The sequence below is a fragment of the Sulfitobacter sp. HNIBRBA3233 genome (genome assembly GCF_040149665.1).
Taxonomy (GTDB): Bacteria; Pseudomonadota; Alphaproteobacteria; order Rhodobacterales; family Rhodobacteraceae; genus Sulfitobacter; species Sulfitobacter marinivivus.
In genome coordinates this window covers 342,651-366,109 of the sequence record NZ_JBEFLP010000002.1, presented here as the reverse complement: position 1 = coordinate 366,109, position 23,459 = coordinate 342,651, and the positions used below count along the sequence as shown (strand labels likewise).

Sequence of the window (23,459 nt, the reverse complement as noted above, 5' to 3'; positions counted from 1 at the left end):
GGATACTGCACAACTTCTTCGCAGATTAAAGCATCTGCACGATACTTGGCCTTTCTGACTTCCTCTTAAGCTGCTTCTGGAAAACAAGCTTGGAGAAAACCCAGATGACACAGTTCGATACGGCAAAAGCTTTCTTTGATGCGTGCGAAACCGGCAAAGGATGGGATGTCTGCCAAGACTGGTGCACGGATGGCGCGACTTTCAGCTGCCAGGCTGACGCGCTCGCTGAGACCAAGACGCTTGCGGACTATTGCGAGTGGATGAAGGACTTGCTGACCCCAGTGCAGGACGGGCGCTACAGGCTAACGTCTTTCGCAATGGATGAGGCGCGCGTCACCGCCGTGGTAACCGCCGAGTTTCACGGCACGCAGACGGGCCCCGGGGGACCGGTGGCACCGACCGGCAAGGCCGTCATGTCCGACTACGCCTATGTCATGCAATTCGACGGGGACAAGATCGCCCATATGACCAAGATCTGGAACGACGTGCAGGCGCTGCGCGGGCTCGGTTGGGCGTAATGCGCTGGCGCATCCTTGCCCTGCTGTTTCTTGCCCGGATCGGGATGGGGTTTCAGTTCCAGACACTGGCCTCCGTCGGCGACGGTCTGATCGCGGCCTTCGGGCTGGACTACGCAAGCCTTGGCCTGCTGATCGGGCTGTTCATGGCACCGGGGCTGATCCTGGCACTTCCGGCGGGATACCTCGGGCGGCTGATTTCCGATCGCGAGATGGCGGTTCTGGGGCTGATGGCCTTGGCTATCGGCGGGCTCATCTCTGCGGTTGCGGACGGCAGCGCCGGCATCGGGGCCGGACGCGTGATCGCGGGTATCGGGTTTCTCATCATCAATCTCTATTTCACCAAGATGGTCGCCGACTGGTTCGATGGCCGCGAGATCGCCACCGCGATGAGCATCCTCGTCATGTCCTGGCCTTTCGGCATCGCGATGGGCCAAGTGGGGCATGCCTGGCTGTCCGAACTTTACGGCTGGCGGGCGCCGTTTCAAATCGCCTCGGTCTATTGTCTGCTGGCAGCAGTGGGGGTCTTCATCTTTTATCGTGCGCCGGCCGGCCTGCCGGTCGCAAACTCCGGCGGTGCGGCGCGGCTGACCCGGCTGGAATGGCGTCTGGTGTTCTGTGCCGCGAGCGCCTGGGGCGTCTTTAACGCGGGATACGTGACCTACCTGTCCTTCGGTCCGAAGGTGCTTGAGAACCTCGGACAATCGTCAATCGCCGCTGCGGGCGTCATAAGCGTCGGAAGTTGGCTGATGATCGGCTCCGGTGCGCTATGCGGTCAGATCGTGGATCGGTACGGCCGGCGCGATCTGGTCCTGACGGTGTGTATGACGGCGGCAGTGATGGCCCTTTGGTTGCTGAGCTTGCCCGGCGCCGGTCTTGCGGCCAGCCTGCTCTTTGGGCTTGTCGGGATGGCGCCCGCCGGTGTCATCATGGCGCTGGCCGGTCTCGCCCTGCGGCCAGAGGTCCGCGCTCTTGGCATGGGGGTATTCTTTACGATCTACTACGCCATCATGCTTGCCACGCCCCCCGCAGCCGGCGCGATCCTAGATGCCACCGGGCAGCCGCAAGGCCCGATCTGGCTGGGCATGATCCTCTTCGCAAGCGTTGTCCCATGCGCACTTGCGTTCAAATTCATCAAGGAAGGCTACGGGGTAGATTTCCGAAAGGCGGGCTCGTCGTGATCGCATCAAGGTCGGCACGCGTTCAGATTGCAGCATTTGTCACCTTTGGTCCGAAGCAGACTTGCGGCGCTGTGGCAGCCGTCGGTCTAGCGGTCCTTGGCTGCGGGTGCCCGATTTCAGTCCTGGATGAGGTCACTCAGCGGACGAAGCCGCCGACCGCCGCGGTTGCCTGATCTACATCGTCATGCAGACGATAGCTTCTGACCGGATCACTCTGCCGCCTGCGTGAGGTGCTTTGGCAAGACGCGCTCGGCCTCGGCCTCCGCGCGCAACCAGCTTCGAAACGCGGCGATCCTTACGTCATCTGCTCGGGCTTCGGGACAGGCGATGGCATAGATCGACATGGGCAGAGTGGTCACATCGAAAAGGCGCTGCAATCGTCCCGAAGCGATCGTGCCTCGGACCACGGCGTCGTAGGCCAGCGACACGCCCTGTTGCTGCTCGACCATGGTCGTCGACAACTCGCAGTTGGGATAAGTCGGCCCTGGCGGCAGATCAGCCGCGGGAAGGCCCGCCGCAGCGAACCATTCTGGCCAGGCATCGTCCGTCTCGTCGTAGAAGAGCGTGAGGCGCAGCAAATCCTCAGGGTGACGCACGTTTTCGCGCTCCCGCAATGCCGGAGAGATTACCGGGTACCGTGCCGAGGCCATCAGCGGCTCGACGCGCAAGCCGGGCGTTGAGCGGTCGGACCATTGAATCACAACGTCCGCGTCATTCGTGGTGAAGTCGAGCGACGGCGCGCCGTTCGAGACGCGCAGGCGGATATCGCGGGCGAACTCAAGCTTTGGCAGACGCGGCACCAGCCAACGCGCCGCAAAGCCCGGCGTCGACAGGACCCGCAAGGGTCTCGGCGCCCCGCATACGGCCTCGGTTTCCTCGGTGAGCGCATCCAGCAGGTGAATGAGTTTTCCGGCATAGGCCTCTCCCGTGAGGGTAAGCGCGATGCGGTTGCCGGATCGCTCGAAGAGCAGCGTATCGAGAAACTCCTCCAGCGCCTTGATCTGGTGGCTGACAGCCGAGGGCGTCAGGCACAGTTCGCTCGCCGCGGCCTTGACCGACATGTGCCGTGCTGTGGCCTCAAAGGCGCGGACGGCTGCGAATGGAGGAAGCCTACGTCCCATCTTTCTGCCTGAACTGAGCTCACGCGAGCCTGAAAAGTGATCGTTCGGAACCTTTAGGCCCGCATTGTAGCATCGGGATACCAAATTTCAAAATCCTGCATTGGAGGGACTTATGTATCGCTCCCGCCGCGCCATGGCACTCGCCATGGCCCTGATAGCTTTGTGCCCAACGCTGCCACGCGCCGAGAGCGCGACGCCTGCGTCGATAGCCGAATGGCAGCAAGCGGAAGACATGGCTACGCTTGTCGCCTCGCTCGAGGCTTGGCTCGATGCGCACACAGTCTGGCCGCGTCGCGATGCGGCCCCGCGCGTGCGCCTTGTCACGGCTTGGGAGGCTGCGGCGCGCCAAGGTGCGACGGCGAGTTTTCAGCGCGGTCGTCTTCGCGGTCTCTATGATCCGGACCGGTCCGAGATCTTGCTTGTGCAGCCCTGGAATCCACGCAGGGCAGAAGATGTGGCTGTTCTACTGCACGAGCTTTCTCATCACCGGCAGGCGCCACAGCACTGGTATTGCCCGGCTGCACAGGAACTCCCGGCCTACCGGTTGCAAGAGATGTGGCTCTTGGCGCAAGGGCTTTCGCTGGACGTGAACTGGGTGGCCGTGGTGCTCGACGCAGGGTGCACCCCGCGGGACATCCATCCAGAATGAGAAGCCGATGGGGCAAGAAAAGCTCCGGCCTATTGAGCCGGAGACAATTGACCTGCATTTGGGTTTTGCGCGATCTCTCTGGCTTGGTCGCGCAAGATGAATTTCTGGATCTTGCCCGTGGAGGTGCGCGGAATCGGCATGAATACGAACCGTCCGGGCACTTTGTAGGGTGCCAGCTGGTCCCTGCACCAAGCGGTCAAACTGGCGGCATCCACGGTTTTCCCCGCGGCCAATTCGACAAAAGCACAGGGCGTCTCGCCCCATTTTTCGTGGGGCATGGCAACCACGGCGGCAATCTCAATCGCCGGGTGGCGATAGAGCGCTTCTTCCACCTCGATGGATGAAATATTCTCACCGCCCGAAATGATGATGTCCTTGGAACGGTCCTTGAGCTGAATATAGCCGTCCGCGTGCCGCACGCCCAGATCGCCGGAGTGGAACCAGCCGCCGGCGAATGCCTCCTGCGTGGCTTTCGGGTTGCGAAAATAACCTTTCATCACGACGTTGCCGCGAAACATGACCTCGCCCATGGTTTTTCCGTCACGCGGCACCGGCAGCATTGTTTCGGGATCAAGGACGTCCAGTCCTTCAAGCGGCAGATAGCGCACGCCCTGGCGCGATTTCAGCCTGGCCTGTTCGGCGGGCGGCAGATCGGACCAGCTCTGATGCCAGTCATTCACCACGGCAGGACCGTAGGTTTCTGTAAGCCCGTAAAGATGCGTTACATCAAAGCCTGCGGTTTTCATGTCGGCCAGCAGTTTTTCCGGCGGCGGGGCGGCAGCGGTAAAGAACTGCACGGTTTGATCGAGCCTGCGCTTTTGTTCCTCGGGGGCCGAGATCATCAACGACATGACAATAGGCGCGCCGCATAGATGCGTCACACCCTCATCGGCCAAGGCGTTCCAGATTGGCTCTGCCCGCACCTGGCGCAGGCAGACATGGGTCCCGATGATCGCTGACAGCGTCCAAGGGAAACACCAGCCGTTGCAGTGAAACATGGGCAGCGTCCACAGATAGACCGCATGTTTCGCCATCGAGGTCGTCAACGCATTCCCCTGCGCCAACAGATAGGCCCCCCGGTGGTGCGAAACGACACCCTTCGGATCCCCCGTTGTTCCGGAGGTGTAGTTGATCGAAATCGCGTCCCATTCGTCCAGCGGCATGAGCCAGTCGAAATCGGGATCGCCCGCCGACAGGAAATCCTCGTAGTCCTGCGCATCTGCCGCGAGGGCGGGCCCCTCGAATTCCGCATCGTCGTATTGGATCACCAGTGGCTTCACATCGGCCAGCGCCAGTGCGTCCTGCATCAAGGGCATGAATTCGCGGTCAACGATGACGATGTTGGACAGGGCATGGTCCAGCTGAAACGCGATCACCGATGCATCGAGACGGGTGTTGATGGAATGCAAGACACCGCCGCACATGGGAACGCCGTAGTGGCATTCAAGCATTGCAGGCGTATTGGACAGCAGGGCCGACACCGTGTCACCACGCCCGATGCCGTGCTGCGCCAGAGCGGAGGCCAGCTGGCGCGACCGCGCGTAGAACTCGGCATAATCACGCCGCAACGCGCCATGCACGATTGCCGTGTGATCCGGAAAGACCGAGGCCGCGCGTTCCAGAAACGTCAAAGGTGTCAGCGGCTGATGGTTTGCCGGGTTGCGGTCCAGATCGGTGTTGTAGGGGTTCGCTGTCATGGTGTCATACGTCCTGCCATTGGGGCGCGCGTTTTTCGATGAAGGCACCGATGCCTTCGCGCGCGTCTTGCGCCAGCATATTATCAACCATCACACCAGAGGCGTAGTCGTAGGCGCTGGCGAGCGTCATTTCCCGCTGAGCATAGTAGGCGCGCTTGCCCGTGGCGAGCGTCATACTGGATTTCGACGCGATCTTTCGCGCCATCTCCATCACTGTCTCTTGCAGCGCCTCGGGCGCCACGACACGGTTCACAAGGCCGATCTCGGCGGCCCGCGCGGCCGAGGTCATATCGCCTGTCAGCAGCATCTCCATCGCGTGCTTGTCCGCGACGTTGCGCGATAAGGCGACCATGGGGGTGGAGCAGAACAGCCCGATGTGAACCCCCGGTGTGCTGAATTTCGCGGTGTTTGCGGCAACCGCCAGATCGCAACTTGCGACCAGCTGACATCCTGCCGCCGTCGCCACGCCGGTCACTTCTGCAATCACAGGTTTCGGGCAGTTCACGATGCCCTGCATCACGCCTGCGCAGAGGGACATGACATGGGTGAAATAGGCCTTGCCGCCATCCTCTCCGGCGCGGCCTGCGGTCATTTCCTTCAGGTCATGGCCCGCGCAAAAGGCAGGGCCGTTGGCAGCCAGCACGACCACACGGACCGCCGGGTCTGATCCGGCATCGTCAATAGCGGCGCCGAGGTCCGCCAGCATCGCCTCGGACAGGGCATTGCGCCGCGCAACGTCATTGAGGGTCAGGCGCAGAATGCCCTGCCCGTCCAGAGTACGCAGCAGGATGTCAGATGTGGTCACGTGGCGGATCCTTTGACGGCTAGAAAATATTGATTTCGACGCTGTCGGCCAGCGTATTGGCGATAAAGCAGTAGCGGTGCGCGCGGTTCTGCATTTGCGCCAACTCGTCATCGCTGACGGCAAAGCCCGTGTCGAAACGGACCACGGGATGAAGGTCGATCCGCGTGACTGACATCTGCCCCTTCGGATTCTTCCCCAGATAGGCCTCTGCGTGGTCATGATAGCTTGCCACCGGCCAGCCTGCCTTGGCGGCCAACGCCAGAAAGGTCATCATATGACAACTGGACAGGGCCGAGGCGAGGGCCTGCTCGGGGTTGGTATTTTCGGGATTTCCGCCCCAATCTGGGGCGGAATCCACAAGCAGATCAAAGTGCTTGTTGTATTGCACGGTGTGCTCGTTGGAGTAGGAACCGGTTTGCAATACGGGCGTGACACGCTGCCAATGCAGCTCGATCGCAAGGTCTGACATCGGCGTCTGCTTTCTTTTGTCGTCGCGTTAAGCGGCAGCGATTTGCTTTTTGGGATCGTAGAAAGGGCGTTCGCAAATCGTCGCGCGAACGGGCCCGGACTTTGTGACGACCTCGACCATCGCACCGATATTTGCGTATTCGGCCGATACCATGGCCAGCGCGATGTTCTGTTTGAGCCGTGGCGAGTAGACGGCTGATGTGACCTTGCCGATACTTGCCCCATCCGCATTGATGTCCCAGAACGTGGTGTTCGGGCCGGAAAGCGGGGCACTGTCGATGATCAGGCCGATCTGCTTGCGGCTGACGCCTTCGTCCTTGATCCGGCGCAACGCGGCCTTGCCGATAAAATCAGCCTCCATATCGAGGTTGACCAGACGGTCAAAGCCAAGCTCGAAGGGGTTGGTGCTCATGTCGGCATCCGCGTGATAGGAAAGCATGCCACCTTCGATGCGACGAATGGAGGAGGTGTGCCCGGGCTTGAGCCCGAACTCCAGCCCCGCGGCCATGATGGTTTCCCACAAAAGATCGCCCTTGGACCCGTCACGCAGGTATATCTCGTAGCCCAGCTCGCTCGACCAGCCGGTGCGCGACACGATCAGCGGGATGCCGTTCAGCTCAACCTCGCGCAGCCAGTAATAGCGCAGGTCCATGATGTCGTCGCCAAAGAGCGCCCTCATGATCTCGCCTGACATCGGGCCCTGCAATTGCAACGGTGAAACATCCGGCTCACCAATCGTGACATCAAGGCCGGAGTTGATCGCGATCCCCTGCGCCCAAAGCAGAATGTCGCTGTCGGCCAATGAGATCCAGAAGTGGTTTTCCGCCAAGCGAAGCAGAATTGGATCGTTCAGAATGCCGCCATCGGCATTGGTGATGAGAATGTATTTGCACTGGCCCACGGCCATCTTGGACAGATCGCGGCAGGTCAGCATCTGGGTGAACCTGGCCGCGTCGGGGCCTGTGATCTCTACCTGACGCTCCACCGCTACGTCACACAGGATCGCCTCGTTCACGAGGTTCCAGAAGTTCTGTTCGGGGTCACCGAAATCACGGGGGATATACATGTGGTTATAGACGGAAAACCCCTGCGCGCCCCAACGCACAGTAGCGTCGAAATAGGGCGACTTGCGGATCTGTGTGCCGAAACCGAAATCATCTGCTTGCATTGAAACGTCCTCCCTTTTGGTTGTGATCCTCCCGACCACGAACCGTGAAACTCTGTCCGAGCAATAGTTCGGAAAAGCCAAGGAAAGCGGCCCAAAGATTCCGCATTCGCAGTCGAACCGGGCTGTTTTTGGAGTGCTATCAGGACCGTTTGGACCGGCGCGCCTATTTGAGGCGCGCAGTGGCCAGCTTTGATATGTTCGGCAAAGCGGTTTTCACCTGTCGGGTCGCGAAATGGGTCATGTAGCGATCGATGCCGAGGTCTGCCTCGTGCAGGTCTTCGACAAACTCCTGAAAGGCGGTCAGGCTCGCGCTGACGACCTTCATGATGTAGTCGACCCCGCCGCCCGTGGCGATGCAATCGATGATCTCGTCACGGCCGTTGACGTAGGCTTCGAAGCGGTCGAAGTCGGCCTTGCGGTGACGGCTGAGCGAGACAGTCACGATCACCTGCGCGAAATCGGCCAGTTGGCCCAAGGCAATATCGGCGTGATAGCCCCGGATGTATCCTGCAGCCTTCAGCCGCGTCAGCCGCGCCCAGCACGGCGTCGCTGAAAGGCTGCACACCTCGGCCAATTTGGCTTTGCTCATCTGACCATGCTGCTGTAGCGCGCACAGAATGCGGATGTCTGCTGCATCAAGGGCAAGTCGTTTCATCGGGTCAGCTCGTTCATGGTATAATGCAAATCCCAGTGTAGCATGACCGCCAGCCAGGTCAGCATTTACCTATCCGAAAGCCCTCCCTCAGCACGCCCGTTCTGCGACCAAAACCGGCAAATCTGCGTCGCGTCGGTCCGGGTTGCCCGCCAACAGGTGGCTATCGTCCGATGACACCAGCTTTTCGCAGCCCCCGTTTTCACGAAAGCGATGTATTCGGGATGCCAGCCTGCAGCGATCAAGGCCCAAGACGGGTGTTGGCGAAATTCACAACTGGCGACCGTGACGTCTTCGTCTCCGCCAACGCGGTTTGGGGCGCCGATTTCTGGATGGACCCGATGATCGATCAGGTCTGGCTCGCCGGCGAGCGCGCCGCGAAGATTCTGATATCGCTCAACTTGCAACAGCCGTTTCAACTGAACCAATGTAAATTCCCTGACACCGAGACATCGTTGCCGACATGAAACTGCGGGCGGCCGCTGCGCGGACGACATCGGACCTCGGACAACTGGGCGAAAATCATCCGATGCCTCAGGAGGAGGACGTGATATAAAAACGACCGGTAGCAAAGCGCGACAAGGACCAGTGAGTGACTGATACGATCAACCTGCGCCACCACAATAATCTGGACCGGCCTTTGGAAGATTTCGTTACAGGTCTTTACGGGCCAGAGGCTTTTCTTGGAAACGAGGGGGCGACTTTCCTTGACGCGGTGGACGGGGAAGAACCTGCCGCGGTACAATGGAATGCCAGTTACTGGATATTCGATCGCGAGAAGATCGGGTAATGGACAACCACGCCGCCCGCCGACAAGGGCCAGACACTGTCAATCTATCTCGATCCCGCCACCGACCGTTACGGCTATTCCGTTTTCGAGGATGCCAAGCTGATATCGGCGCGGCATGGCGCAGGGACCAGGTTCGAGGTAACCAAGTTCGAGAAAGACAGGGGCTATGAGCATCTTCAGGTGGCATATTATTGGCCGGGTGCCGATCACGAAACCGCGGAAATCATCAACAGCGGGGGTATCTCGCCTTCCGCCCCGCCTGAGGAGTTTCGGCGGGCGATCGTCTTGACCGCACTAGAGACTTACGCCGGCGGTGCTCCTTTCGGTGAGCACAGGCATTTCTTTGACGGGGTCCGCGTCCGGCCAATCCGGACGGCAGGCCGCAGATCTTCTGCAGGCAAGCTTGCCCGGCTGAAGCTTGGAAGCATTCTGAATTACTGGGGCCGGTAGCCTCGACCCAAGTGACGAACGCGGTTCGAAGCGGATCCGCGGCGCCACCGAAGAGGTAGCGTCCGGCCCGCGCGGGGATGCGTCGCTACCGGCCCGGGCGACTGCTGATGCCTACGATGCTCTCCGATTGGCCGAGCGCTATGTTGGGTCAGCCCGCGACACGACAATGGGCTGAAGCCAGACTTCGCAAAACAGGATTTCGGTAGTTAATGTTGCCTTGCAGAGATTTCGAGTTTTCACTGTAGGCAGATCGTCTTCGCCTTTTTTTTCGAAAACAGATATTTCAGGACCCACGCGCATGGCGCAAGAGCAACGCCGCACAAGCCCGTCGCTGTCAAAAATTTTCAGAGCCTACATAGAATACGGCTTGAAGGATGACATTGAACGCCAGCGTCGCAGGCAACTGATGTGCAATACGATAATGGGGCTGTCTGCACTATCTTCCTTCGTACACGTGGGAACTTTCTTGCTGCTTGGAAGTCCCTATTGGCCAGCAAGCTTCATCGCCCTCTGCATCGGTGTCACGTTCTTGGTCGCACCGATATGGTATTCATACGCGCCCACATCCGCAGTGGTACTGGGCACGCCCTTTCTGTGCGGATTATTCTGCGTGCAGACCTACCTGGTTGGCGCAGACTCGGCGACCCACTTCTACATGACGCTAACGCCAATAATCTGGCTGGCGATACTGGGGCCGCAGCGTCCGCTTCTACTTGGGTACGCTACGTTTATAGCCGTCATAAGTGTTCTCGTTGCCATGTTCTTCTTTGACACGCCGGCACTTAGCCTTCCGAACTATGCAGCCTACTCTGCCGTTTCACGAACCATGGTGGTTTCCTGGACCGTCGTCCTCACTCTCGTGATCGGGTTTGTCGCCTTTCTTCGCGCGGAGCGTGCCGAAGATGCACTTGAAGCCGAACATGCCCGCTCAGAGGCCCTGCTCTATAACCTTTTGCCAAATCAAATTGCGTCACGGCTAAAGTCGGACCCGTCGCAGACCATCGCTGATCGTGTGCCGCAAGTGGGCATCCTTTTTGCGGATATTGTGAATTTCACACCCCGCTCGTTGCAGATGAACCCCGACGAAGTTGTCAATTTTCTCAATCTGGTGTTCTCGAAGTTTGACGAACTGGCGGACCGACACGGACTTGAGAAGATAAAAACCATTGGAGACGCCTACATGGTCGCCGCGGGCATACCAACGCAGTGCAGCGACCCTGTCCATCGGATCGCGGACATGGCTCTTGATATGCTCGAAACAACACGGTCGCTGTCGGCAGGTATCCCCGGCGGCGTCGACGTTAGGATCGGCCTTCATGGTGGTCCTGCCGTGGCCGGTGTTATTGGCATCCGGAAGCTGTTCTATGATGTCTGGGGTGACACCGTGAATACCGCTTCGCGAATGGAGAGCCATGGCGAGCCCGGTCGCATTCAGGTGATGGAGACTGTCAGGACTGCCTTGGAGCGTGATTACGTGCTGGAGCGCCGTGGGACTATTGATGCCAAAGGAATGGGCGCGGTGACTACGTGGTGGTTGATTGCACGGCGCTCTACGCCGGCGTAACGCTGGTATTGGATAGGCTCTGCTACTGACAGAGAGATAAGTCTGCTCAAGCTGGCAAACCGCGCTTGATACGCAGAGCTGCCGTTGGCGCGGGATGCAGCAGTTAGCACCTTGGGCTCAAAACGGCCCTGCGGCGTCGCAGCATGGGTCGCGCCTGGCAACCTCGGCCGCGCGTCGCTACCCGCCCAGGGCCGAGCTTCGTTCTGCCTTGCTGATGCTACAGGCGCGGTCGGCATTTCAGACATTCACTATCTTGGTCGTCTCTGAGGGCAAGGCTACGGGATTTGGCTGTCGCCCCAAGTCGTATTTTCAAGACGCCTGCCTGGGCTTGTAGCAAACGATCTGAACCGGGTGTGTTCTGCCCTCCTCAATATTTCGCGCGGCATTCCGGACAATCTGCGGGGCGAGCTCGCCCAGAAGGATGTGCACTCCGAACACCGGCGCCTGGCCCTTTTCTGCGAGGGCGATGGCGGCCTTGTAGCCCTTCAGGTATTTTTCGCCCGTATCGGTCACCACCATGTCAGAGAAACCGGCCCTCTCAAGAGCTGCAACTGTCTCGGCGGGGCGCATGAGATAGGCACCGCTTCCGTCCTCGGACCAGGGGACCGGATGATATGGTTCACCCGCCACGCCGAGCCCGTGTTCGGTCAGCGCAAAGAACGCGCCGGGCTTAAGCACACGAAAGGCTTCCGCGAAGAAAACGTCGCGGTCAGGCACATTCATGGTGACATGTTGGGCATAACCACCATCAAATTGCTCATCAGCGTATGGCAATTGCTGACCGTCGCCGTGCCGGAACTGGACCTTGTCCTCCATTCCGACAAGCGCGCTCAACTTGTTCCCGGCCTCGACGAAGGGGCCTGTTATATCGACCCCGTCCACAAGGCAGCCGAAACGCTTCGCCAGATATCGGGCGGGACCGCCAATGCCGCTGCCGATATCGACAAGCCGGTCTCCCTTGTTGATCGGCAAAGCATCCGCAAGATCAACTGTCGCCGGGAACCCGCGTGCATGGAAATGATCTACCGGCGCGAGGTCTTCGATGGTCGCAGACCCGGGGTCGATCCTAGCCAATTTCATCGCTTCGATGATCCGCGCAAAGACGTCGCCCCTCCCCCAGTGGTCGGAAATGGACTTGGCGTCGGTCATGTGCAGCCCTCCAAATTGCCCCCACCTGCATATCACAGTTCGCTCGTTTTTCGTAGCGAGCTTAAGAAAGTCGGCTTCGGGCTCTTGGCGGACGATGGGTCGGGCGCAGAATATTGCATAGCGAGCGACCGCTGCACGGGCGAGGCAGCCCACCGCATCGCGCGGGCAAGATCATGGTCAGACCTATAGTAGGTTAGACGTCGCAGCGCGGATCATGGCACGCAGATTCTCGACATCTTGCATGCCGGATGCGAGGCGGTCTCCGATCAGGACCGACGGCACGGCCTGCACCCCAACGTTCCGGGCTAGGGCCAGCGCCGCATCGTGGCGGCGAGCATATTCCGGCTGAACCAGCGCCGCTTCGAAAGCGTCCGCATCAAGACCGAGACCGTCAACGATCTGCTTCAGGACCGCGATGTCACCAATGTCTCGATCTTCCTGGAAGAAGGTACGCATGACCGCTTCGACGTAGCTGTTCGCTGTGCCCTGATCGGCTGCCCATTGCATCCCGATGAAGGCCGTCCGCGTATAGGGCTGAGGTGAGATCGTGGGCAGGCGGATGTCTACACCAAGCCTTTTGGCCATTGGGTAGACACTCTTCTTCCAAGTTGTCTGCAGATAGTCATCTTCGGGGCGCAGCGTCGGGGTCGGATGTGGGCGCAGCTCGAACGGCAGCCATACCAGCGCGGCCCCCTCGGCCTCGACTGCCGCATGGATCGTGCTTTCGCCAATCAGGCAATAGGGGCAAACGAAATCGGTCCAGACATAGACTTTCACTTGCTCGTTGGTCACGGCTTTTTCCTTGAATGGGTGCGGGCGCTGGCCCGATGATGGTCGGAAGTTACCTTGTTACACGCGGCCGGCAAGAACGCCCAGACGTTATGCTGCTTAGCATTTTTTGTTCTAATAACATCCTTGCGCCGCTACGGCATTTGCCAAGTGGCGAAATGTGCCTTGAGCTGATCTATCAACGCGCGGATCCGTTTCGGAAGCTGCTGGCGTGTGGGATAGACCGCCCATATGCCGAGGTCGCGCAGCGTTGCATCCGACAGTTCAATCCGTTCGAGGCTGCCATTTTCAAGACACTCCCAGACATCCCAATAGGTCATCATGCCTATGCCAGCACCTTCGAGGCACGCCGCCCTCACGGCCTCGATGCTGCTTGTCGCGAAAGGCCCCTCTACGCGGATCGTTCTGGTCTCTCCGTTCGACTCGACGGGCCAGGATGGCATTCCGTGCAGCGTCAGGCAGAGATGAGAAGCAAGATCGCCGGTCGTCAAAGGCTTTCCGAAGCGCCGGATGTATTCCGGCGATGCGCATAGGATGCGGGGATTGGAAGCAAGCTGTGTTGCGACCAGTTCAGAAGATGCCAGTGGCGACACCCGGATTGCGAGGTCCAGACCAGAGCCGACAATATCCACGATCGCATCGGACAGTGTGACATCGACTTTCAGCGAGGGGTTGTCCGTCATAAGCCGGGTCAGCGCGGGAACGATAATCGAGCGTCCGATGAGGTTGGGTGCCGTCACCTTCAGCACTCCCCGCAAGCCGCTTTCGCCGATTGCCACGGCGGCGATAGCAGCTTCATGTGTCTCAATAAGGTTCGAGGCGTAGGGCAGGAACACCTCGCCTTCGGGTGTCAGCGATACCGATCGTGTGGTGCGATGGAACAGGCGCACGCCAAGTTCGTCTTCGAGGCTGGCAAGGCGACGGCTGACTGTCATCGCCGGTAGGCCCAGTTTCCTTCCCGCCGCCGAAAGCGTGCCGAGCGTTGCAATCGTTCTGAACAAGGAAACACTGTCTATATCCATTTTATAACGCTAAGCGTTACTCAGTTTAACGTCTAGACACACTTCTGGTTTGTGGCGCACCCAGCTAGTTCCCTGCCATGCCGCTGGCATCGCCAGGCAAATCATGAGGATTGCAAGATGACCACAGGACATCAGAAATTGTTCGATGCCGTCCAGATCGGCGACCAGACCACCAAGAACCGCCTTGGGGTGGCTCCGATGACCCGCGTGACCGCGACCGAGGATGGTCACGCCACCGAAACAATGGCGCGCTACTATGAACGCTTCGCGCGCGGCGGGTTCGGACTTGTTATCACGGAAGGGATCTACACCGATCAGGCGCATGCCCAAGGGTATCTTTTCCAGCCGGGTCTGACGGACATGGCACAGGCGCGCGCCTGGCAGCCGGTCGTGAAGGCCATCCAAAGTAACGGAGCGCTGGCACTTGCGCAATTGATGCACGCTGGCGGCATCTCTCAGGGAAACCGCTTCAGAGATTTCAATGTGGCTCCGTCTGCCGTTCAGCCCAAAGGGGAGCAAATGGCCTTCTACCGGGGCGAGGGCCTATACCCACAGCCGCGGGAAATCGACGATGCCCAAATCAAGGAAGCTATCGACGGCTTTGCTGAATCAGCCCGTCGTGCCGTCGAGATTTCCGGCTTCGACGGTGTGGAAATCCACGGGGCCAATGGCTACCTGCTCGATCAATTCCTGACGGATTACACCAACACCCGCTCGGATCAATATGGTGGCTCCACCGAAAACCGCGTGCGCCTGACGCTTGAAGTGATCGGTGCAGTTCGAGCTGCAATCGGGAATGCCGTGCCCTTGGGTGTGCGTATTTCTCAGGGCAAGGTGAACGACAACGTCCACAAGTGGGCCGGGGCCGAGAAGGACGCGGAGATCATCTTCGGATCTCTGGCGGATGCCGGCGTCGACTACATCCACGTCACCGAGTTCGAGGCCTGGCAACCCGCATTCGGAGAGGGTCCGAGCTTGGCTCATTTCGCAAAGAAATATGCCCCGAACACTGTAATCCTGGCAAACGGCAGCCTGCATGACGTTGCCAAGGCGGAAGAAGTGCTGCAGCAGGGTGCCGATGTGGTGACACTTGGCCGGGGTGCGTTGGCCAATCCCGACTTCCCTGCCCGCATCGCGCAATCGGCACAGCTGCGCGATTTCGATCCTGCCGTCCTTGGCCCCATCGCTTACGTCAAGGAGAGCGAGCTGGAGCTCTGATCAAAGCTGATCTGCATGGACCCGCGTCACAGCGGGTCCATGCATCAGAACGCTGCCTGGCCGGATCATTCGATGCGCCGGCTACTCGTTTGTCAAACTGTGTCAATGGCGCCGGGCAGACGATCGGAAGCCCCTTGAGAATGTCTGTTTTGACACGGGCTCGACGTGATATGCGTTGTGCGCGAAGGGCCACTTGCGCGTATCGCAGCATGCGCAAACGTTGGCACATAGCAGACAACTTGGGCCTCATTGCTTCCGTCCACGGCGGGCCAGAGTGCCATAGACTGCCGAACGCCTGTTTTCTCCTACGAAGGGCCCAGAGGAGGTGACGCAGTCACGTCATGCCCTTGCTTGGGTTGCGGAGGCATTGGACAGCAGATCCAACTCGATCCAAAAGGTTGAGCCCTTTTTTTCGACCGACCTGAACCCCATCTTTCCGCCGAGAAGGTCAATCAGCTGCTTCGTAATACTCAGACCCAACCCGCTGCTCTTGATGGCACCCGTGGTGCCCGGGTTGACCTGATGGAAGGGAGTGAAGATGTCACCTTGCGCGTCGATGGGGATCCCTACCCCGTTGTCGCTGATCTCTATCCGCGCCTTCTGGCCCATCTTTTCCAGACTGATTGATACGACATCACCCGAGCGTGTAAATTTTGTAGCGTTGGAAATCAAATTGACCAGAACCTGGCTGACCCGGGCGCTGTCTGTCAGGCTTTTCAACTCTTCGTCCGGCGTTTTCACCAGATAGCTGACGTTATTTTTGTCACCGTAAGCCTGGCAGCTTTCGACTGCCGAAGCCACGATTGTATTCAGGTCAACTGGTTTGCGATCAACCTTCACTTGACCCTCTGCCAAAGCCTGCGCGTCCAAGATGTCATTGACCAGTGCGAGAAGCCGATCTCCATTGCGGCATGCGACATCAAGCAGATTGAGCGCGGCTTCATCCTTCATCGTATCTGCAACTCGGCGTTTCAACAAAGCCAAGCCGCCAATGATGGAAGTCAGTGGCGTCCTTAATTCGTGACTGACGATGCTCATAAAATTCATTTTCATTCGGACAGCCGATGACGCTTCTTGAGCGAGCTGGCGCATCTCGTTTTCGGCATGCTTGGCAGTCCTAAGCTCAAGCATGAGCAAAAAGATAAAAATACCCAAAAGGGCCAGAATTGTAAGACTGAGATATGCCACCGTATCGGACAGCGTGAGAAGGCCGGATCTGAACTCCGCCATGGCCCCGGATTTTGCCTGCGAGAGAGTCACAAGAAACTCCCGGATCAAGAGATCATAGTCTTCCAGCGCAAACAGAATGGATTCAACCCTCTCAATTCGTTCTGCCCCGGTGAGGCTTTCCGTGTTGAGGCCTTGAATTACAGGTTCCAAGCGTTCGAAAGTGACCTCAAGATTCCCGACAACGCGGTCATCGACTTGGAAGCTGTCGACAAGCTGCGGCAGCTCGCCCTTCTGGAGGACATTGATCCGGCTCCATGCGATGTCAAACCGCATGGCCACATCTGCCGCCGATTTGGACCCGAGTGCATATTCGCCGAGAGCATTCTCGAGCCTCAGCAATTCAAACTGCAATTGCGAGGCAACCCACAAAGGGTCACTCTGCTCGGCAGTGTGAATTTTCTGGACCCCGTCGTCCAGTTTGGAAATCACAACGATCCCGAAAACCGCTGCGCCGATAAACAATAAAAGGAGCAGTCCACGGATAAATTTCCCGTAAGGGCTTAGTCGACGGAGATGCTCTTTAACTGCCATACCAGCCTATCATTGTAGATCTCGTCATGAAGTTCAGGATTGTCGTCCATCGGGTAGATTACCCAAATCGGTCCTTTGTCACGAACCGACATCCTTTCACCGTTCAGCAAGACCGCCAAAATGACGTCATACTCAAAGGCGTCTGCAGCCGGCACTTGGGAAGAAAAATCGTTAAGCGCGGTCATTTCCAGAGCCGCATCTTGGGTAATATCCATCTCCTGAAGCACTGAGCGCAAACTCGGCCCTTGGAAGATAGTCGTTTCGTCAACGTAATCGTTTTTCGTCACAACAGTCGTTTGCGGCATCGCGAGAATTTCTTCGAGGGTGAAACTCTCTGTTCGATCCGCCGTCGTAACGGTCAGTATATCCTGCGCATGGCTCAAGCTAGGAGCCGCAAGCAGCAAAGCAAGCAGTCCGGTCCAAAAGGCTCTCTTAATTCGCATCATTCAATCCCGGATGTATTGGTCATCAGAACCCTGTCTAACGCGACTTCATGTCAATTGTTTGTTGACCCAGGGAGAGGGTCCAGCCTCAGAATCCATAGCAAGTAGATAAAGCGTGCAGCGAGCGCGATGGCTGAGAAGAAGACTTTAGGACAGCAGATGCGCATCGTGCTCGAGGGATCGATCTTTGGTCACGGCAGGACTGGCATTCTGCTTTGACCGATCGTCCGTAAGGATTTCTTTCACGACTTCAGCAGCGTCTAAGCGGCTGGTTTCCTTGGTCGGTCGGACGACCTATCGCGTCTTGACGGGATCATTAACACGCGCGCGCCAGATCGGAGTGCGAGCTGTCTCGTAGATACTCGATCCACGGCGCAAATACTTGCTCTGCGTCTTCGCGTTTCGTGATTTTCCCGTTGAACCAGAGACTTATCCTGAGCGCCTACCTGTGTCTAAGTTTATTACACTAAGATCCGTCAGGTAACGGATGCGGTAAGTTGCTATTTATTTTGATAAATGTGGTGCCCGGGGGCGGAATCGAACCACCGACACGAGGATTTTCAATCCACTGCTCTACCCCTGAGCTACCCGGGCACGGGAACCGATCATTCGGTGGGTGAGCGCGTTCTAGGGGCTGCGCGGGCGGGTGTCCAGCCTCTTTTTCTCAGTCACGCCAGTGTTCTTTGCGAAAGGTCAGTGCGGCTTCGTGTCAGGCGCCTTTTCAAGCTCCTCAAGCGCTTTTTCAATGTCTTCCGGGTCGCGCGACGGCGTGGCATAAGCGCCGCTGAACCATTTGGCAAGGTCGATATCCGCGCAGCGGCGCGAGCAGAAGGGACGGTATTTGCGGTCGGTCTCGGCGTCACAGATCGGGCAGGTCATTCGATCACCTCGCTCAGCAGCATGCGGGCGCGCTTGCGCTGCAGTTCGAAATGGCCCAGCGGCGTCCATCCGACCAGCGTCGTCTCCACGTCATCCGACTTGAACGCCGCACGCAGGGCCGTCTCAAAGGGGCGGCGATCTTTCTTGGGCATCGGGGCAAGATCGATGACGATCTGCCCGCCGATCCCCCGCAGACGCAGCGCACGCGGCAGGGCGCGGGCGCAGGACATGTTCGCCTTGATCCCCGCGGCCAGCGAAGCGTCGGTTCCGGTATTCACATCGACGGCTGTCAGGGCGCGGGTCGGCTCGACGTACATGGACGACCCGCCGCCGAGCGATACCCTGTCCGCGCGCAACGCGTCCAGCGCGTCCAGAACCCCGTGCTCCTCGAAGCCGCCGGGTTCGGTCACGACCTCGGCCTTTGTGGTCCATTCACGCCAGGCAAGCGTGTGCGGGCCGTCGCCTTCCGCGAGGACCTCCATTTCGGTGGCGTCATCGGACAGGACAGCATCGGCAAGCGAAAGCATCGTAACGATATCTTCCGAGACCTCCTCGGCCGCTGCCCCTTCACAGCTTGACCGCAGGATCAGCCCGTATTCGGCGTCTCCCATGGTGTCATGCGCGATTTCGAGCAGGCGGTCCCGCTCCGCCTCGTCGCGGATCGCGCGGCTGACGTTCAGGCCGGGCGCTTCGGGCGTGACAATGGCGTAGCGGCTCTTAAAGAGAAGCTTTTGGGTGACGGGAATGGCCTTGCCCTCTTCGGCGAAGCCTGTGACCTGAACCAGCAGAGTCTGGCCGGGCGCAAGCCCCTTCACCTGCCGCAGGAACGCGGAGCCATCGGGAGTTTTCAGAAACATCCCCCCCTGCCCCTTGACCGGACGGTCCGCAACGGCACGGTAGACGGTGCCGACGCGCGGCGCATCGCCGGTGTCGATCAGCAGATCGTCGAGCGCGCCATCCACCATCAGGGCGGCAGCTTCGACATCGCCGAGGTGGTCAAGAATAATCGTGCGACCTTTCATCGGTCCTCTCCCTTCAGCGGGTATCCGGCAGCTTGCAGCAATCCGGCTGTTTCGCAAAGCGGCAATCCGACGATGCCGGTGAACGACCCCGAAATCCACGGGATCAAAGCGCCTGCCGGTCCCTGTATCGCGTATCCGCCCGCTTTGCCCTGCCAGTCGCCGGTGTCCAGATAGCCGCGCAGATCCGTGTCGGACAGCACCTTCATGCGCACGGTGCTGACCACGTCCCGCTGCCAGACCTGTGCGCCGCGCCGTACGGCGACGGCCGTGATCACGCGGTGGCGGCGGCCCGACAGCAGCCGCAGAAAGGCCTCGGCCTCGGCCACATCCTGCGGTTTTCCCATGATGCGCCGGCCCAGCGCCACGGTGGTATCGGCGCAGAGCACGATATCGTCCGGCGCGGCTTGCACCGCCGCGACCTTGGCGGCTGTGATGCGGTTGCAGTAGGGGCGGGGCTGTTCGTTCGGATGCGGCGTCTCGTCGATGTCGGGTGCACGTATGTCATCCGGCACGACACCGATCTGCGCCAGCAATTCGCGCCGGCGCGGCGATCCTGATCCGAGGATAAATTTCATCGCAAGGCCCCTGTCAGCGCGGCGCCTGCGGCCCCCCGCACGGGGACCGGAGCGTTATTTGAAGCGGTAGTTGATCCGTCCCTTGGTCAGGTCATAGGGGGTCATCTCGACCTGCACCTTGTCACCTGCCAGAACGCGAATCCGGTTCTTGCGCATCTTGCCTGCCGTATGCGCGATGATCTCATGGCCGTTCTCAAGCTCGACCCGAAATGTCGCGTTAGGCAGGAGTTCCTTCACAACACCGGGAAATTCGAGCGTATCTTCCTTGGCCATGGTCTCTCCTTCAATCACGTGCCCCTTTGCGGGACACGCGACTAAATGAGCGCATTCCGCCCGATTTTCAAGGGGGAAGTCATCGCAGCATCACATTTGTCGCCGGATCGTCGCGCCCGTCCTGTTCGATCCAGTGGGCGCGGTTCAGGACGGTTCCGTCCGCGCGCACATTGGCGATCACCGCGGGATCCACATCGGCGTAGGTCCAGACGGGGACGTTGATCTCGCCCGCGGCCAGAACTCCTGTCGCGGGGAACCCGGTGTCGGGCGGGCCGTATATGCCGCCCGCTCCGTAAGAGGTGCCCAGCGCCTCGGACCAGTCCGCATCGCCAACAACCGATGACATCGCCGTGACGCACTGGTTTTCCAGCGCGCGCGCCATGGCCCCGATGCGCACGCGCCAGTAACCGGCCAGCGTTTCGGTCACACTCGGGACAGCGATGACATCGCAGCTTTGCAACGCACGGGCCAACAAGGGAAATTCGCAATCGTAGCAGATCAGGATACCGATCCGCCCCAGCGCGGTATCGAATACCTGCAAGGGGCCGCCGCCGATGACACCCCAGATGTCACGCTCGAATCTGGTCATGATCTGCTTGTCCTGCACACCGATCTGCCCCGTCGGCGTGATCAGCCGCGCGCGGTTCACAGGCCGCGTGGGTGTTGCCACCGGCGCAGAGGCCGCGACGATATGCACCCCGTGCGCCGCTGCCAGCCGCTGGTGCAGCGCATCCGCCTCGGCGATCTTGTCGGACACCGCGAAGAGCGACCGCTCCAGATCGCCCGCAACCTCCAGCCCGTCGAGGGTGGCCAGCTCCATCGCACCGTATTCGGGAAAGACCAGCAGATCCGCGCCCTGCCCCGCCGCCCCGGCCACCCAGGTCGACAGCTTGTCCTCGTACTGTGACCAGGACGTCAGGACATCGAGCGGATAGGCGGCTGTTGCGATTCTCATACAGGCTCCGGTTCAGGTGGGGTGCGCGTGCAGAGTGCCAAGAGCATACCGGAGCCGCAAGGGGGCGCAGGCGGTTGACGCCCGCGCCCCGGCCCCTCACAACGTGGGGATCAGCGAAAGGGGCGGAATGCACATCAAAGGGATCAGTCTGCGCGGGCTCGAGGTCTTCGAGGCGCTTGCCCGTTCGGGCTCTGTCGCGCAGGCGGCGCAGGAAACCGGCCTCAGCCAGCCTGCGGTCAGCCAGCAGATGCGCAACCTTGAAAAGGCGCTCGGCACGAAACTGGTCGATCACTCGCGCCGCCCGATGCGCCTGACGCCCTCCGGCAAAAGCTTTCTGCGGCGCGCGGCGGCGGCGCTGTCGGAACTGCGGCTGGCGACAGCCGAGGTCAGCGTGATGGACCTTGCGCATCTGAGCGATCTCAGCCTCGGGATCATCGACGATTTCGACGACGACCTGACACCGCGCCTCGCCTTGATCCTTGCCGAAAGCCTGCAAGGCTGCCGCTTCAGGATGCTGACCGACGCCAGCCACAGCCTTCTCGAGATGGTATCGACGGACAAGCTGCACATGGCGATTGCCGCGCGTGCCGCCCCCGCCTCGGACCGTCTGGTGGAATACAAGCTGGCCAACGATCCGTTCATCCTGATTACCCCGGCCGAACATCCCTACGATCCCGCCACGTTGCTGCGCGGGGCGGCCAGCCTGCCCTTCCTGCGCTACTCCTCCGAGCAGCTGATCGCCCAGCAGATCGAAAGCTATCTCAAGCTTGAAGGCGCGACCCTGCCTGCCCGGTTCGAGATCGGCAGCCATCTGGCGCTGATGGCGATGGTCGCGCGCGGGATCGGCTGGGCCATCACCACCCCCGCAGGCTTCATGCGGGCGGCCCGTTTCCACGACCGGCTGATCGCGCAACCCCTGCCCGGCAGCGGTGCGGCGCGCCAGATCTCCCTGTTTACCGCACCGGACTGGAGCGGCGAGGTCCCCTCCGACATCGCACAGGCGATGCGCGGCCTGATGGACCGGCGGATGATCGTTCCCGCACTCGAAAAACTGCCGTGGCTGGACGGCGCGTTCCACCTGTCCTGATCCTGCAAGGAGCCCTCATATGCCCAATATCGTTATTCTGACCGGTGCAGGTATCTCCGCTGAAAGCGGGATCGAGACATTCCGCGCCGATACCGGCCTCTGGGCGCAGCACGATGTCGAAGACGTGGCGACCCCCGAAGGTTTCGCCCGCGACCCTGCGTTGGTGGTGAATTTCTACAACGCGCGGCGCAAGGCCGCCGCCGCCGCCGCGCCCAATGCCGCCCACGAGGCGCTAGCGCGGCTGGAGACGCATAACGTCGGTGACGTGCTGGTCGTCACCCAGAATGTCGATGCCCTTCACGAAAGGGCCGGCAGCACGAATCTGATCCACATGCACGGGACGCTGGACACGGCCCTGTGCGCCGCCTGCGGCCACCGCTGGCCGGCCCCCGCCGAAATGGCCCCGGCGGATCGCTGCCCCGATTGCGCAGCACCCGCCGCGCGGCCCGATATCGTCTGGTTCGGCGAGATGCCCTACCAGATGGACCGCATCTTCGACGCGCTTTCGCGGGCCGATATCTTTGCCGCGATCGGCACATCCGGCAACGTCTACCCTGCCGCGGGTTTCGTCGCCGAGGCCGCGCGCGCGGGCGCGCAGACAGTCGAGATCAACCTTGAACGCTCTCTCGTCGGATCGCAGTTCGACGAAGTACGCCTCGGGCCCGCGACGCGCACGGTGCCCGAATGGGTGGACCAGCTTCTCGAACGCGGCTAGCGGTCCAGATCGACGGGAATCTCGATGACTACATCACCGGCGTTTTCAAACGTCAGGGTGACGTTGACGGTCGCCCCCTGCTCAAGCGGCGCGGTGAGGCCGGTGAACATCAGATGATCACCGCCACGGTCAAAGAGGTGGCTCTCGCCGTCTGCGATATCGATACCGCCTTCGATCCGCGACATGCGCATGACGCCGGCGGCGTCCTCTTCATGGCGGTGGAATTCGACTTTTGCCGCAATATCCGACTGCGCCCCCACCAGACGGTCGTCCTGTCCGGTCCTGTTGATCAGCGTCAGGAACGCAGCCGCCGTCTGCGCGGATGGCATGGTGGCCCGGATATAGGGATCGCGCAGTTCGAACGCCGCATCGCTGCGGTCGATCGGAGACATCTTGACCGACACCACGGTCATCATGACCGCCAGCAGCCCGAAAAGGGCAACAACCCCGACCACGACATTTCTGTTCTGCATGGACCCTTCCTTCCCGGAGAAACGCACAAGGCCCCGGA

26 protein-coding genes and 1 tRNA gene are annotated in these 23,459 nt (G+C 60.2%); 9 read left to right on the top strand and 18 right to left on the bottom strand.

The genetic code is table 11. The annotated features are described in order from the left end of the window. The first annotated feature begins 104 nt into the window (after positions 1 to 104). Both ABMC89_RS15005 and ABMC89_RS15000 read left to right on the top strand, forming a co-directional pair. Positions 105 to 518, top strand: coding sequence for a nuclear transport factor 2 family protein (locus ABMC89_RS15005; protein ID WP_349569338.1), 414 nt, complete (start codon positions 105 to 107; stop codon positions 516 to 518). Beyond that, a complete protein-coding gene (locus ABMC89_RS15000) occupies positions 518 to 1,696 on the top strand; it encodes an MFS transporter (RefSeq protein ID WP_349569336.1) in 1,179 nt (392 codons plus the stop codon). The genes ABMC89_RS15005 and ABMC89_RS15000 overlap by 1 nt, the downstream gene beginning before the upstream one ends. 209 nt (positions 1,697 to 1,905) lie before the next feature. Here the strand turns inward: ABMC89_RS15000 and ABMC89_RS14995 are convergent, their stop codons facing one another. After that, positions 1,906 to 2,817: a LysR substrate-binding domain-containing protein gene (locus ABMC89_RS14995; protein WP_349569334.1), complete on the bottom strand. Its 912-nt coding sequence runs from the start codon at positions 2,815 to 2,817 to the stop codon at positions 1,906 to 1,908. A gap of 232 nt (positions 2,818 to 3,049) precedes the next feature. Between ABMC89_RS14995 and ABMC89_RS14990 the strand changes: the two genes are divergently transcribed. Beyond that, on the top strand, positions 3,050 to 3,466 hold the full coding sequence (locus ABMC89_RS14990; RefSeq protein ID WP_500812333.1) for a DUF6647 family protein: 417 nt from the start codon (positions 3,050 to 3,052) through the stop codon (positions 3,464 to 3,466). A 29-nt stretch (positions 3,467 to 3,495) separates the two neighbouring features. Here ABMC89_RS14990 and ABMC89_RS14985 read toward each other — a convergent pair whose 3' ends face one another. The 5 genes from ABMC89_RS14985 to ABMC89_RS14965 all read right to left on the bottom strand — a co-directional run bounded on the left by ABMC89_RS14985 (position 3,496) and on the right by ABMC89_RS14965 (position 8,259). Further along, positions 3,496 to 5,163, bottom strand: coding sequence for an acyl-CoA synthetase (locus ABMC89_RS14985; protein ID WP_349569332.1), 1,668 nt, complete (start codon positions 5,161 to 5,163; stop codon positions 3,496 to 3,498). A gap of 4 nt (positions 5,164 to 5,167) precedes the next feature. After that, positions 5,168 to 5,968 (bottom strand): enoyl-CoA hydratase, encoded by an 801-nt coding sequence (locus ABMC89_RS14980; RefSeq protein WP_349569330.1) that lies wholly within the window; start codon positions 5,966 to 5,968, stop codon positions 5,168 to 5,170. 19 nt (positions 5,969 to 5,987) lie between these two features. Continuing rightward, complete coding sequence (locus tag ABMC89_RS14975; RefSeq protein ID WP_349569328.1) at positions 5,988 to 6,437, bottom strand: OsmC family protein; 450 nt, start codon at positions 6,435 to 6,437, stop codon at positions 5,988 to 5,990. 27 nt (positions 6,438 to 6,464) lie between these two features. After that, a complete protein-coding gene (locus ABMC89_RS14970; RefSeq protein WP_349569326.1) occupies positions 6,465 to 7,604 on the bottom strand; it encodes a glycine cleavage T C-terminal barrel domain-containing protein in 1,140 nt (379 codons plus the stop codon). A 163-nt stretch (positions 7,605 to 7,767) separates the two neighbouring features. Beyond that, the gene (locus tag ABMC89_RS14965) at positions 7,768 to 8,259 is read right to left on the bottom strand and encodes an Lrp/AsnC family transcriptional regulator (RefSeq protein WP_349569325.1); all 492 of its coding nucleotides are present in this window, start codon (positions 8,257 to 8,259) and stop codon (positions 7,768 to 7,770) included. 257 nt (positions 8,260 to 8,516) lie between these two features. Between ABMC89_RS14965 and ABMC89_RS14960 the strand changes: the two genes are divergently transcribed. From ABMC89_RS14960 to ABMC89_RS14950, 3 genes are all read left to right on the top strand, one after another. Further along, positions 8,517 to 8,723, top strand: coding sequence for a hypothetical protein (locus tag ABMC89_RS14960; protein ID WP_349569324.1), 207 nt, complete (start codon positions 8,517 to 8,519; stop codon positions 8,721 to 8,723). Between the two features lie 125 nt (positions 8,724 to 8,848). Beyond that, positions 8,849 to 9,046 (top strand): hypothetical protein, encoded by a 198-nt coding sequence (locus tag ABMC89_RS14955; protein WP_349569322.1) that lies wholly within the window; start codon positions 8,849 to 8,851, stop codon positions 9,044 to 9,046. A 748-nt stretch (positions 9,047 to 9,794) separates the two neighbouring features. Further along, positions 9,795 to 11,060, top strand: a complete 1,266-nt coding sequence (locus ABMC89_RS14950; RefSeq protein ID WP_349569320.1) for an adenylate/guanylate cyclase domain-containing protein — start codon at positions 9,795 to 9,797, stop codon at positions 11,058 to 11,060. A 309-nt stretch (positions 11,061 to 11,369) separates the two neighbouring features. Here the strand turns inward: ABMC89_RS14950 and ABMC89_RS14945 are convergent, their stop codons facing one another. The 3 genes from ABMC89_RS14945 to ABMC89_RS14935 all read right to left on the bottom strand — a co-directional run bounded on the left by ABMC89_RS14945 (position 11,370) and on the right by ABMC89_RS14935 (position 14,020). Continuing rightward, positions 11,370 to 12,209: a methyltransferase domain-containing protein gene (locus ABMC89_RS14945; protein WP_349569318.1), complete on the bottom strand. Its 840-nt coding sequence runs from the start codon at positions 12,207 to 12,209 to the stop codon at positions 11,370 to 11,372. Positions 12,210 to 12,392: 183 nt separating this feature from the next. Further along, positions 12,393 to 13,001 (bottom strand): DsbA family oxidoreductase, encoded by a 609-nt coding sequence (locus tag ABMC89_RS14940; protein WP_349569315.1) that lies wholly within the window; start codon positions 12,999 to 13,001, stop codon positions 12,393 to 12,395. Positions 13,002 to 13,132: 131 nt separating this feature from the next. Next, the gene (locus ABMC89_RS14935; RefSeq protein ID WP_349569313.1) at positions 13,133 to 14,020 is read right to left on the bottom strand and encodes a LysR family transcriptional regulator; all 888 of its coding nucleotides are present in this window, start codon (positions 14,018 to 14,020) and stop codon (positions 13,133 to 13,135) included. A 117-nt stretch (positions 14,021 to 14,137) separates the two neighbouring features. Here ABMC89_RS14935 and ABMC89_RS14930 point away from each other — a divergent pair, with 117 nt between their 5' ends. Further along, the gene (locus ABMC89_RS14930) at positions 14,138 to 15,238 is read left to right on the top strand and encodes an oxidoreductase (RefSeq protein WP_349569311.1); all 1,101 of its coding nucleotides are present in this window, start codon (positions 14,138 to 14,140) and stop codon (positions 15,236 to 15,238) included. Between the two features lie 339 nt (positions 15,239 to 15,577). On the opposite strand, the gene ABMC89_RS14925 is transcribed toward ABMC89_RS14930, so the two are convergent. The 8 genes from ABMC89_RS14925 to ABMC89_RS14890 form a co-directional block, all read right to left on the bottom strand. Then, complete coding sequence (locus tag ABMC89_RS14925; protein ID WP_349569309.1) at positions 15,578 to 16,999, bottom strand: sensor histidine kinase; 1,422 nt, start codon at positions 16,997 to 16,999, stop codon at positions 15,578 to 15,580. Further along, positions 16,969 to 17,445 (bottom strand): putative pterin-binding protein, encoded by a 477-nt coding sequence (locus tag ABMC89_RS14920; protein WP_349569307.1) that lies wholly within the window; start codon positions 17,443 to 17,445, stop codon positions 16,969 to 16,971. Before ABMC89_RS14920 ends, ABMC89_RS14925 begins: the two co-directional genes overlap by 31 nt. 516 nt (positions 17,446 to 17,961) lie before the next feature. Beyond that, positions 17,962 to 18,036, bottom strand: a tRNA-Phe gene (locus ABMC89_RS14915). 99 nt (positions 18,037 to 18,135) lie between these two features. Then, on the bottom strand, positions 18,136 to 18,321 hold the full coding sequence (locus ABMC89_RS14910) for a DNA gyrase inhibitor YacG (RefSeq protein ID WP_349569305.1): 186 nt from the start codon (positions 18,319 to 18,321) through the stop codon (positions 18,136 to 18,138). Then, positions 18,318 to 19,343, bottom strand: a complete 1,026-nt coding sequence (locus ABMC89_RS14905; RefSeq protein ID WP_349569303.1) for a ribonuclease E/G — start codon at positions 19,341 to 19,343, stop codon at positions 18,318 to 18,320. Before ABMC89_RS14905 ends, ABMC89_RS14910 begins: the two co-directional genes overlap by 4 nt. Further along, positions 19,340 to 19,918 (bottom strand): Maf family protein, encoded by a 579-nt coding sequence (locus ABMC89_RS14900; RefSeq protein WP_349569301.1) that lies wholly within the window; start codon positions 19,916 to 19,918, stop codon positions 19,340 to 19,342. Before ABMC89_RS14900 ends, ABMC89_RS14905 begins: the two co-directional genes overlap by 4 nt. A gap of 54 nt (positions 19,919 to 19,972) precedes the next feature. Then, a complete protein-coding gene (infA, locus tag ABMC89_RS14895) occupies positions 19,973 to 20,191 on the bottom strand; it encodes a translation initiation factor IF-1 (RefSeq protein WP_005978431.1) in 219 nt (72 codons plus the stop codon). 79 nt (positions 20,192 to 20,270) lie between these two features. Then, complete coding sequence (locus ABMC89_RS14890) at positions 20,271 to 21,146, bottom strand: carbon-nitrogen hydrolase family protein (protein ID WP_349569299.1); 876 nt, start codon at positions 21,144 to 21,146, stop codon at positions 20,271 to 20,273. 127 nt (positions 21,147 to 21,273) lie between these two features. On the opposite strand from ABMC89_RS14890, the gene ABMC89_RS14885 reads away from it, so the two are divergent. Both ABMC89_RS14885 and ABMC89_RS14880 read left to right on the top strand, forming a co-directional pair. After that, positions 21,274 to 22,233 carry a LysR family transcriptional regulator gene (locus ABMC89_RS14885; RefSeq protein ID WP_349569297.1) on the top strand — a complete coding sequence of 320 codons (960 nt, stop codon included), beginning with the start codon at positions 21,274 to 21,276 and terminating at the stop codon, positions 22,231 to 22,233. Positions 22,234 to 22,252: 19 nt separating this feature from the next. Then, positions 22,253 to 22,948 carry an NAD-dependent deacylase gene (locus ABMC89_RS14880; protein ID WP_349569295.1) on the top strand — a complete coding sequence of 232 codons (696 nt, stop codon included), beginning with the start codon at positions 22,253 to 22,255 and terminating at the stop codon, positions 22,946 to 22,948. Here the strand turns inward: ABMC89_RS14880 and ABMC89_RS14875 are convergent. Continuing rightward, a complete protein-coding gene (locus ABMC89_RS14875) occupies positions 22,945 to 23,421 on the bottom strand; it encodes a copper chaperone PCu(A)C (RefSeq protein WP_349569293.1) in 477 nt (158 codons plus the stop codon). The two genes, ABMC89_RS14880 and ABMC89_RS14875, sit on opposite strands and share 4 nt — an antisense overlap. Between the last annotated feature and the right edge of the window lie 38 nt (positions 23,422 to 23,459).